We start from the raw sequence: 12,472 nt of genomic DNA, 5'->3' as shown, positions 1-12,472 counted from the left end.
TCATACAAAACGATAAGCCTTAAGATGAACTTAAATTACCAACAATCAACCTCCCATGATAAGCTTTCGCACCTAGAATAGTATCAATAGCATCAACATTATCCTTACTAACTTTACCTGCAACAACAATTTCTAATTTTTCTCCAGCCATCAATATTAAATCCTGAATGATCATAAGTGAATCTTCCGCTTTAAATCCTCCTCCTGAAGTCAATATTCTATGAACACCAATATCTAAAAGATTAGCCACAGAAGATCTAATATCACAAGTCTCATCAACTGCTTTATGAAAAGTAACTTTTAAAGGGTAAGATAAACTTAGCAAGTCTTTAGTTCTATCTATGTCAATTTCACAATCATCCTTTAAAATTCCAAAAACTACACCTTCCACTCCAAGACTCTTGCAAAGCTCAATATCTTCCTTCATAGCTTGAAATTCTAAATTAGAATACACAAATCCCCCACATCTTGGTCTAATCATTACAACAATAGGAACGTCCAACCTTTCCTTTAAAACTTTTATGGTGCCATAAGAAGGCGTAGTTCCTCCACAAGTCGTATTTTCACAAAGCTCAATTCTATCAGCACCAAGCTTAACAGCATTTAAAGCCTCTAATATATTAAAAACACATGCTTCTCTTATCATCTAAACACTTAAATTACATAACAATTTATTTTCAACAAAATAATGATATAATGCTCCGATTTTACCAGAATCATTATTAAATTTAGTTGTTTCCACTCTAACAAGTTTCTTGATATCATTATTATAAATATGAGCCAATTCTAAAGACCATAAATTTTCTAATTTATCATATATTCTACTTATTAAATCCGATCGTGAACTTATTCCGCCTCCAATTAAGATTTTTTCAGGATTTAAAATAAAAGTTAAATTAAAAATTCCAAATGATAAAGTTTCAAAAAAATGCTCGATTTCATTCCTAGCATGTATATTGCCACTATCGGCAAGCTCAAAAACATATTCTCCAGAAACTTCTTCAAATTTCATTTCCAAACGCTCAGCAACCCTTCTCCTTAAGGCCGCAACAGAAGCCATAGATTCCCATCTACAATTAAAAGGAATATTATTTCCAAGCCCTCTGGTTATCATAAACCCAATTTCACCAGACATAAAAGAATATCCCCTCAAAAGTTTTCCATTCATAAATATTCCAGCACCAATGCCTGTTCCAAGAGTCAACGCAACAAAATCATCAGAATGAATAGCATTACCTTTAAATTTTTCTGCTAAAGCCACACAATTAGCATCATTTTCAATCTCAACATTCACCCCTGTTAAGGCTTCAAGCCTTTCTTTTAAAGGATAATTAGTAAATCCTTTAATAGCATTCACTCTAATTACAATGCCCTTAGGATCAACAAACCCAGGCATGCAAATTGCAACACCTTTAATATTTTCTTCTCTTTTATAAGAATTAATTACATTGACTAAAATACCAACTTGCTCATCAGGAGTAGTACCTGATTTAACTTCATGTTTATCAAGAAAATTACCGCCACTATCTACAAGAGAATATTTAGTATTAGTACCTCCAACATCAATTGAAACATAACGTTCCATACAAATCTCCATATTTTAAAATATTCAGGTAATTATACAATAAAAAATTAAAAACTCTCTATAGTAATCTTAGAAACTGTTGAAATTTTACTTATAACTATCTGGGTCTTAATCTCTTCCTTCAAATAAGAAACATGAGATATTATACCAATTTGACGCCCATCAACACGCTGCAAATCAGAAATCTTTGGAATAACCATTTTTAAAGTATCCTCATCAAGACTCCCAAAGCCCTCATCAAGAAAAAATGCTTCTATTTTAAGATCACTATCTCTTATCATGTCTGAGAGAGCTAGAGAAAGCGATAAAGATACAAGAAACTTCTCACCACCAGATAAAGTTTTAACACTACGAGTCATATTTCCATCTTTTTTGCTTTTAACTAGAAAATTAAAATCTTTACTATTTATATCAATTTCAAGCTCAAAATCAGGCAGAATAATATTTAAATACTTTTTATTTGATATACTTAAAATCTCATCAATCAAAAAACTCTGAACATAATACTTTAAACTAGGAGAAGTAGTAACAACTTTTTTCAAAATTTCCAATTTATCATTACGCTCATTTACACTACTTAATTCATTCTTAATATTCTCTAAATTAATCTCATGTGCATTAAGTTCTGCTTTAAGAACCTGCAAGCTTGAAAAATTTGCCTCATACTTACTAATATCCTTAGAGAGAACCTCAATCTGAGATATAAAATTGGATTTCAACTTTATAAAATGCTCTAAACTATTCTTACTAGGGTTTAAAGAATCAAATGAAAAAATAGGATCCTTAGCACAAAAAACACCTTTAATTGATCTTTTCAAATCAACAAAACTAGAAGTAAACTTAGCAAGTTCATCTTTAAGCTCCATTTTAAAACCTAATATGGTTTGTTTCATAATCTCAATTTGACTCTCAAGTTTAAGTTTTTCATTACTTATATTATCAAGACACAAATTCAATTTAATATGATCATTTTCTATGTCTCTTTTAGACCTTAAAAATTTTTCAAACTCTCTCTCAATTAAAGCAGACTCACTTAGACTTATCTTTAAATTAACATTAAATAATAAATTTTTTATCTTACCTAAATTTTCTTTAATTTCTATTTCCTTTAAAGAAATTTTGGAATTTAAATCATTGAACATTAATTTTAAAGCTGCAATTTCCTTAAGTTTACCTTCAAAAATCAAAATCTTATCCTTATTAGAATAATCTATATATTTTCGAAATAAATTTTGACCAATTCTTTTTAAAATTTCTGCATTATTTTTCTTAAAATTTAAGACACAACCCTCCCATTTAATTTTACTTTCTTTATTATGCAAGATAGCAACTTTAAGAATATCTAACTCAGATTGCAAAACTTGAAGCTTTGAATTCAATTTCAATAGTTCATTTAAACTACTGATTTTTAATTTTTCTTTTCCTTGATATACCTTATATGCATCTTCATGATGTTTAAGATCCTCTATATCTTTCTCAACAGACTGTCTATTGTTATTAAGATGTTCTAAAAAATTTCTATATAAATCAATTTTAATATTTATCTCAATAGCTTGTGATAAACCACTATCATTTGACTTTAACAACAAGTCTAATCCATTTTTATATCTCAATATTAATTCTTCATAAAACCCCTTTAATAACTTTAATGCCTCATAATAAACATACTTATCAAAATCAAATGATATTTTTTCTGAATTAATACTTTTGATTTCGACGTTTTTTCTCTTCTGTTCTACTGATAATTTTTTTCTTTGAGTTTCCAATTGCTTCTCTTTTATAAGTAATCTATCATAAGCTTCCTCATCAAAATTCATCTCACATAAAATAACATTCTCATAATATAATTCTTTTACATAATCAAAATTAAAATTGTCTAAATCCAAATATTTCAATTCTTCTAAGTCCCTTTGAATACTTAAAAGCTCTAACGAGAACCGATTTTTATCATTTAATAGTTCGCTTTGCCTTTGTACAAAATTTTTTAAATCCAAAAAATCATTAGAATTATAAAACTTAAGCTTTTCATCTAATTCTGATTTAATCTTTTTCTGCAAAAAATACTCACGATTTAACTTATTTCTGAACACAACTTTAGAAGATAATTCCAATTTTAAATCATCTATCCTATGTCGAATATCTAAATAATTTTGATTGAACTTTATTATTTTTTCACAAATAACTATCAACTTATAAACATTGTCAAGATTTTCTCTTAAAATTTCTACATTAATTAAATTCAAAGATTCAGTCAATTCATTTATTTTTTTTTTATTAATATTCAGTCTGTTTCTTTCTTCCGTATCTAAAAATACTAATCTTTCTTTATTGAATTTTGTAAGTTCTAATTCTTTCTTTAAAAAAATTTCTATATCATCATACTTTTTTAAATTAAAAATATTGTCAATTATTGCTGTTTTATTTTTTGGCTTTAAAGTTAAAAACTCCTGAAAATTACCTTGAGGCAAAATAACAGTTTGACAAAACTGTTCAAAATCCAACCTACAAAGACTCTTTATATAAGACAAAACATCATCTTTATTCTCAATCAAACTCCCATCACTAAAACAAGTAAGTACCATATTTTTTGGTGTTTCTTTTTGTCTTGTATTAAGTTCAATAAATGACTCATAAACTTTTCCAGAAACAGTGAAAGTAAGTTTAACATAAGCACTATCAAAACCTTTTGAAATTGAATCTGAAATATTTTTATCAAGTCTATAAACTCGTGCATAAAGAGCAAGAGTAATACAATCCAAAATTGTACTCTTGCCAGCTCCAGTATTTCCAGAAATCAAAAAAATTCCCGACTTTTTTAAAACAGAAACATCGAAATTTATCTCATATTCACCTTTATAAGAAGCAATGTTCTTAAATACTAACTTATTTATCCTCATATTCGCCTGCTCTTCCCTTAAGTAATACTTCTTCAAAAAGAGCAATAAGTTCTTCTTCCCTAAATTTATTTCCTCTCCTAAAACCATTCTTAATATCTTTTTTTAATTTTTCCTGGAAAAAATACTTCTCATCCCTACTTAGTACTTCATCTCTACTAAGCAACATTCGTCCTTCTTTTAAGGACTCTTCTTCTGAATCTATGCAATGATAATAAATATCAAATATATTGATTAAACTTGACTTTGCAAAGTCATAAATCTGTTCTTCAAATTCCGCAGCCGCTTTCTCATTAAGCTCGATTTTTAAGTAACACAGATAAGAAATCTCATTCTTAATCTTATGCAAATCACTCATAATCTCATTAAAAGAGCCTTGTAAAAAGTACAATTTACCAAATACAGGAAGTAAAACCTTATTTTGTTCAACTAATTTACTTTCACTAAAAAACAAGACATTCACATATTTTTTAATATCTTCATCAAATGAATACTGAATTGGTGAACCTGAATAAACTACATTATCTTTTAACTTTTTAAAATTATGAATATGTCCAAGTGCAACATAAGAAAAATTATTGCCAAAAACACTCACAGGTAAAATAGGACTATTTCCAATACTACCAACTACACTACTACTAGAAAAAAAAGAATGTGCAATCAATATTCTAGGGATATGAAGATACTGCTCATCAAGGGCCCCAATAACATTTGATATTTGATCTTTATAAGCTTTTTCAAGGTTTTTAAGAAAGACATCGTTATGTAGTTCTATATTTTTACAATCTTGATCCACAATAAGTCTTTCATTAATATAAGGCATGCAGACAATAATAAACTTAATATCACCACGGTCTTCTAAAAACACCACTTGACTAGAAAGTTCATTTCCAGTAACTAAAAAAAAATTAAACTTTGAGAGTATTTTTTTATTAATATTAAAATAAGCTCTTTTATCATGATTTCCAGTAATAACTACACACCATTTACAAGGGGTAAAAGATAATTCGTAAAAAAAATCATTTATTAATTTTTGTTCTTCAAGTCCAGGCCTCTTTGAATCATAAACATCACCAGCAATAAGTAAAAGATCAATTTTTTCATTTTTAATAAATCCCAATAAAAAACTTAAAAACTTCTGTTGCTCACCAATCCTAGAAAAATATCCAATTTTTTTACCAATATGCCAATCAGACGTATGTAAAACTCTATAAGTACTCATAAATACCGCACTATTTTTATTGAAAAATTACAACAATTTATACATTATGTTATATTATATATATATAAGGGTTTTATGCAACAAAGAAAATTAATAATAGTAGAATCACCAACAAAAGCAATAACGATAAAGAAATATCTTGATAACTCATTCTTAGTAGAAGCCTGCATAGGACATATAAGAGATTTGCCAAACAGTGCTAAAGAAATACCTGAAGAGTACAAAAAATTTGAATGGGCAACACTCTCTATAGATCATCAAAATGACTTTAAACCACTCTACATTATCCCAAACAACAAAAAAACAGTAATTGAAAAACTCAAAAACCTCATCAAAGAGAAAGATGAAATCTATCTTGCCACTGACCAAGATAGAGAAGGTGAAACAATAGCATTCCATTTAAAGGAAGTATTACAAATTAAAAATTATAAAAGAATGGTATTTCATGAAATTACAAAAAGCGCAATAATCGATTCACTAAATAATACAAGAGAAATTAATATGAATCTCGTTAATGCCGGGGAGACAAGAAGAATACTAGATAGACTTTATGGATATACTATCTCTCCTCTACTTTGGAAAAAAATTGCTTACGGACTCTCTGCCGGCAGAGTACAATCCGTTGGACTTCAATTAATCATAGAAAAAGAAATGACAAGAATAAATTTTAAGAAAGCCAATTATTATTCCATTACACTTGAATGCAAACACAACAAAAATGATATACAGATTAAAACAATACTTGAAAAGATTAAGAACAAAAATGTAGCTGAAAGCAAAGACTTTGTAAACGATACAGGGGCTTTACACGATCCTGACAAAACAATTGTAATAGACAAAACATTAATGAATATGCTCACAAAGAAGTTAAATAACACAAAAGAGATCGAGGTAATTTCAATTGAAACAAAAGAAATAAAACAAGCTCCTCCTAAACCATTCATCACATCTTCTCTTCAACAAGAAGTAAACAGACGATTAAAAATAGGAACCAAACAAATTATGAATTACGCACAAAAACTGTATGAAAACGGATACATAACTTATATAAGAACAGATTCTTATCACATTGCCAAGACCGCAAGAGAAAAAATAAAAACTATTATAAAACAAAAATATGGTGAAGAATATATAGAAACAAATGACAGATTATATGCCAAAGCTAAAATGGCTCAAGATGCACATGAAGCTATAAGACCTTCTGAACTCTTTACTTCTCCTGAACAAATACAAATAGAAAGCGAAACTGCCAGAGAAATATATAAAATAATATGGGATAGAACTATTGAATCCGTAATGAAAGACGCAAGAAAAAAAATTATTAAAATAACATTGAAGTATGAAAATTTAACCTTTAAAACAAGTTTCACAACAATCATTTTTGATGGCTTTCTAAAAAACAGTAAAGAGCCTTATGAAAACAGTATCATAGATTTTTCCCTCATAAAAGAAGGTGATAAATTTGTAATCTTAGACGTAAATCCAGAAGAGCATGAAACAAAACCCCCACTCAGATATACAGAAGCATCACTTGTACAAAAGCTTGAAAAGGAAGGTATAGGACGTCCTTCAACTTATTCTACTATTATCTCAACACTCTTTGAAAGAGAATATATCTTTAAACACAATAACACACTAATTCCAACAATAAAAGGAGCTGCTGTCATAAATCTATTAAAAAAATATTTCCCAGTACTAATTGAACTAAAATTTACATCCCACATGGAAGAAAACCTAGATAAGATCGCAATAGGCACGCTAGACAAAATAAAATATCTAAATAAATTTTATAATGGAGAAGAAGGTCTTAAGAATACAATAAATAAAATAGAACCCATTATTAGCCCTGAAGAATTTAGAATAGTCTATGAATACACTAATAACGAAAAATTTAGTTATAAAGTTAATCTTGGCAAGTTTGGTCCTTATTTAATTTTTAATGGAAATAATTACGCGATTAATGTAACAACACCATTAGAAAACTTATACAAAGAAGATGAAATAAAAAAAATAATATCAGAAAAAGAAATACAACCCAATATATTAGGAATTGATCCTGAAACAGGACTTAATGTAATATATAAAAACTCAAAATATGGAGGAATTGTCCAACTTGGAGAGGACATTTATGCTCCACAAGAATTCACAAAAACAGGTAAACCCAAAAAACCTAAAATAATAAAAGCTAAAAAAATGTCAACAAAAAACATAGAACATGAAAATATAACCCTAGAACTTGCTCTCAAATTACTCTCACTTCCAAAAATAATTGGCGAATATCCAAAAACTCATGAAAAAATAATCGCTACAACAGGGGTTTTTGGAGATTATATTAAAACTGAAAACAACAGTATAATATGCCCATTAAAAAAAGACATAAAAGCATACGAAATAACACTAGAAGAATCAATTAAACTGTTAGACGCAAAACTAGAAAAAAACGGAATTATTGTAAAAATAATACCACTAGCAAAAAATAAAGTTGGAAATAAAATTTATGTTTACAAACAAAATGATAGATTTTATGCTAAAATTAAGAGGAAAAAGGTTGATTTGCCTACTGATATTGACCTTAATCAAATAGATGCAACTTATATTTTTGGACTAATGTAGGATATGAATGATTTTGAGCTTCCCATTTACAAATATAAAGATGAATTAATTAAAAATCTAAAAACAAACAACGTTTTAATAATAGAGAGTCCAACAGGAAGTGGAAAAACAACACAAATACCAAGGATAATATATGAATCAGGACTAACAAAACTTGGGAAAATTGGTGTAACACAACCAAGAAGAATAGCCACAATATCAATAGCAGAATATATTGCAAAACACATTGGGGTCAAACTTGGAGAAGAGGTGGGCTATAAAATAAGATTTCAAGAAGTCACAAGCTCTAAAACAAAGATAAAATTAATGACAGATGGGGTTTTATTACAAGAACTCAAAAAAGACACCCTACTTTATGAATATGACGTAATAATAATAGATGAGGCTCATGAGAGAAGTTTAAACATAGACTTTATACTAGGACTTATTAAAGATATATTAAACAAAAGAGATGATTTTAAAGTTATCATTTCATCTGCCACAATAAATACACAAGTATTTTCAAAATACTTTAACAACGCTCCAATACTTAGCATAGAAACAATTACTTATCCTGTACAAATAATCTATAATCCACCACTACTCAATACATCAAAATCAATGATATTAAAAATAAAAGAAATAATTAGTGGTATAATCAAAGAAAAAAAAGAAGGTGATATCCTTATATTCCTATCTGGAGAGAAAGAAATAAAAGAAACGATAAAAGAAATTTATGAACTGAATTCCAAACAAGAATTAATAATATTACCTTTATATGGTCGGATGGCAAAAGAAGCACAAGAACAAATATTTATGCCTACACCAAAGAATAAAAGAAAAATTATAGTATCAACAAACATTGCAGAAACTTCAATTACAATTGAAAATATCAAGATAGTAATTGATAGCGGAAAAGTCAAAACAAATAGATTTCAGATGAAAACACACACTTACTCACTTCAAGAAGTACCAATTTCAAAATCATCTGCAACACAAAGAGCAGGAAGAGCAGGAAGACTTGCAAAGGGAACATGTTACAGATTATATAAAAGAGATGAATATCAATTAAGAGACGAATATCAAAAGGAAGAAATATACAGAACAGATCTCTCTGAAGTAATCTTAAGAATGGCGGATATTGGAATTAGAAATTTTACAAAATTTGACTTCATTTCAAAACCATCAATTAAATCCATTCAAACAGCAAGTGACATATTAAAATCCTTAGATGCAATAAATGAAAAAAATGAACTTACGGAAATTGGAAAATATATGATCATATTTCCTCTAATACCAATACATTCAAGGGCTTTAGTTGAAGCAATGATAAACTATCAACAAGCAATATACCCAACCACAATTGGACTATCATTTTTATCCACAAGTGGAATTTTCTTACTACCTCAAAACGAAGAAATAGAAGCCAGACAAGCCCATCTAAAATACAAAAATCCACTAGGTGACTTAATAGGATTTATTAACATATTTGAAGATTATAAAAAAGCCACTAATAAAGAAGCTTTTGCTAAAGAGAATTATTTAGACTTACAAGGTCTTGAAGAAATTACTAATGTACAAAGACAACTTGAAAATATTGTAAGTAGCTTCAACATACCAATAGTACACAAACATGAAATTGATCACGAAGGCTACTTAAAATCCATAATGAGAGGTATGAAAGATTATATTTGCTTTAAAACTTCAAAAAATAAATACAAAACAATAAAAGCCCAAAATATAGTAACCCATCCGGGCTCACTTATTAACACAGATTCTGTAAAATATTTCGTAGCAGGAGAAATAATAGAGACAAGTAAAAGATATGCCAGATCAATTGGGGTACTTAAAAAAGAATGGATCAATGATATTCAATTTGAAGAAAATGAACAAAAAAACACTCAACAAGAAAAGAAAAAATTAAATAACACCCACAAAAACATAGTAAAAAAAGATAAAAAACATTTATTAGAAAATGAAATAACTATTGGGGGAAAGAAATTTAATACTCACAATGAAAATAAAAATCAATTAACAATTAGCTTAAAGGAAGTTCAAGAATTAATTTCAAAAAGATTAAAAAACTCAGAAGAGAAAGCAATAAGAAATGTACTTGCAAAATTAACACATGAAAACTTAATAATATTCAAAAATAAGCAATTAATAGAAATAATGCGTATAGTAAATGGTATGGAATCAGACTGGTCGCTCATTAAAAAATATGAAAGCGCAAATATCAACATTAATGAAATTGATAAGATGCAAAATATTTTAGAATGCACTATGAATTTCATTAAACATCCCAATAAAAAATCGGTTCTTTTCCTATCACTTAGAAATGACTACTCGAACAATTTTTGGCTCAAACCTCAAAAAAGCTTTATCGTAGCAATCGAGGAATCAATGGATAGCATAAAAATCCTGATCGATAATCAAGACAATATTAAAAAACTTGATCCTATTAAAAAAACAGTAAATAAAGTTTATAAAAAACTAAACTTCTTTTTTTAAAAATTCATAAATCACATTTAAGATTGTAAAAATAAACATTAACAAATAAAAAAATAAATAAATTAACGTTATTTAAACTAGAATCATATTTAAAGTTAATATAAACTGTAACTAATAAAAAACATATAAATTAATGGGGGGTAAATATGAATAATTTAATGAAAAATATACAAAATCTAGGAAAAGCTGTACAAACTCCTGCAGCCGTTTTACCAATTGCTGGTCTTTTACTTGGTTTTGGATACCTCATAATAGAAACTACAGAACCTTCTAACATGCTTAGACAAATTGGCAAATTAATGGAACAATCAGGCAGTGCCATTTTTGGGAATTTACCCATACTATTTGCAATCGGAACTGGAATGGGACTATCTAAAAATAATAAAGCAGCCGCAGCACTTGGAGGGGCCGTAGGATACCTAATTTTAAATGCAGGACTATCGACATTTACAATAATGATTAATGGAAAATCAGAACCTGTTAACATGTCCGTTTTGGGGGGTATTATTACAGGTATAAGTTCAGCCATGCTCAGCGATAGAATAGTAAACTATAAAATACCACAATTTTTAGGTTTTTTTTCAGGGCAAAGACTAGTACCAATAGCTAATGGATTATTGTCTGCAATACTTGCTATAATATTTGCTTTCCTATGGGCACCTCTACAAATAACTATTAATCAAATTGGAAACTGGATGATAGAAGCTGGTAATTTAGGAGTATTTGTATTTGGATTCTTAAATAGACTTCTCATAATAACAGGCCTACATCAGCTTTTAAACACTTTAGTATATTTTGTATTCGGAGAATATACCACAAATGACGGCAACATAATCCAAGGAGAAATCACAAGATATTTAAATGGAGATCCAAATGCTGGCGCATTTACATCAGGGATGTATCCAGTAATGCTGTTTGGACTACCAGGTGCTGCTCTTGCAATGTACTTAACATCAAAAAAAGAAAGAAGAAAAGAAGTAGGTGGTATTTTACTCTCTGCATCACTCACCTCATTTTTAACAGGAATTACAGAACCAATAGAATACACATTCATGTTAATAGCACCTTTCCTTTATCTAATACATGCGATCTTAACTGGAATATCATTAGTAATTACTAATATACTTGAAATACGCATAGCATTTTCACTCTCCGCAGGAATAATAGATTACTTCTTAATGTTTCCAAAATCAACAAATGCTTTACTAATACTACCAATAGGACTTGTAATTGGAACTGTATACTTCACCATTTTCATAACACTAATCAAAACATTTAAAATTAAAACACCTGGTCGTGAAGACAATACTAAACAGCAAACAATTTCTAATAATGATTCTAAGCGATCTCAAAACGAAAATTTTGAGAAAATTATTCAAGCTCTCGGAGGAATCGATAATATAACAAATATTGATTCATGTTTTACACGATTAAGAGTAGATGTCAAGTCTTCCTTATTAGTAAATAAAGATTTAATGAACCAGCTTGGAGCTACTGGAACAATCATTACATTAGGAAATCAAGTGCAAGTAATATTCGGTGCAAAATCTGAACAAATTTCAAATTATATAAAATCTAAAACTTAAATCATAAAGAATAAGAAGAAAGAAATAAAATTTTTTCTTCTTATTTTCACTAAAAAAGTGTATAATATCTTAAATAAAATTA

7 protein-coding genes are annotated in these 12,472 nt (G+C 28.4%); 3 read left to right on the top strand and 4 right to left on the bottom strand.

Features of this window, described 5'->3' with window-relative positions:
- Positions 1-19 precede the first annotated feature (19 nt).
- From BT0_RS04250 to sbcD, 4 genes are read right to left on the bottom strand one after another with little or no spacing between them, the layout of a single operon-like run.
- Positions 20-646: a copper homeostasis protein CutC gene (locus BT0_RS04250; protein ID WP_011772766.1), complete on the bottom strand. Its 627-nt coding sequence runs from the start codon at positions 644-646 to the stop codon at positions 20-22.
- Positions 647-1,585: an ROK family protein gene (locus tag BT0_RS04245; protein ID WP_041178541.1), complete on the bottom strand. Its 939-nt coding sequence runs from the start codon at positions 1,583-1,585 to the stop codon at positions 647-649.
- Between the two features lie 47 nt (positions 1,586-1,632).
- Positions 1,633-4,482 carry an SbcC/MukB-like Walker B domain-containing protein gene (locus tag BT0_RS04240; RefSeq protein WP_041178540.1) on the bottom strand — a complete coding sequence of 950 codons (2,850 nt, stop codon included), beginning with the start codon at positions 4,480-4,482 and terminating at the stop codon, positions 1,633-1,635.
- Positions 4,469-5,701 (bottom strand): exonuclease subunit SbcD, encoded by a 1,233-nt coding sequence (gene sbcD / locus BT0_RS04235; RefSeq protein WP_011772763.1) that lies wholly within the window; start codon positions 5,699-5,701, stop codon positions 4,469-4,471. Before sbcD ends, BT0_RS04240 begins: the two co-directional genes overlap by 14 nt.
- Positions 5,702-5,776: 75 nt before the next feature.
- Here sbcD and topA point away from each other — a divergent pair, with 75 nt between their 5' ends.
- The 3 genes from topA (at position 5,777) to BT0_RS04220 (ending at position 12,390) form a co-directional block, all read left to right on the top strand.
- Positions 5,777-8,314: a type I DNA topoisomerase gene (gene topA / locus BT0_RS04230; protein WP_011772762.1), complete on the top strand. Its 2,538-nt coding sequence runs from the start codon at positions 5,777-5,779 to the stop codon at positions 8,312-8,314.
- A gap of 3 nt (positions 8,315-8,317) precedes the next feature.
- Positions 8,318-10,804, top strand: a complete 2,487-nt coding sequence (locus BT0_RS04225; RefSeq protein WP_011772761.1) for an ATP-dependent RNA helicase — start codon at positions 8,318-8,320, stop codon at positions 10,802-10,804.
- A 146-nt stretch (positions 10,805-10,950) separates the two neighbouring features.
- Positions 10,951-12,390, top strand: a complete 1,440-nt coding sequence (locus BT0_RS04220; protein WP_011772760.1) for a PTS transporter subunit EIIC — start codon at positions 10,951-10,953, stop codon at positions 12,388-12,390.
- Positions 12,391-12,472: the final 82 nt, after the last annotated feature.

This window comes from Borrelia turicatae 91E135, assembly GCF_000012085.2.
Lineage (GTDB): Bacteria > Spirochaetota > Spirochaetia > Borreliales > Borreliaceae > Borrelia > Borrelia turicatae.
This window is presented reverse-complemented; position numbering and strand designations above follow the sequence as displayed.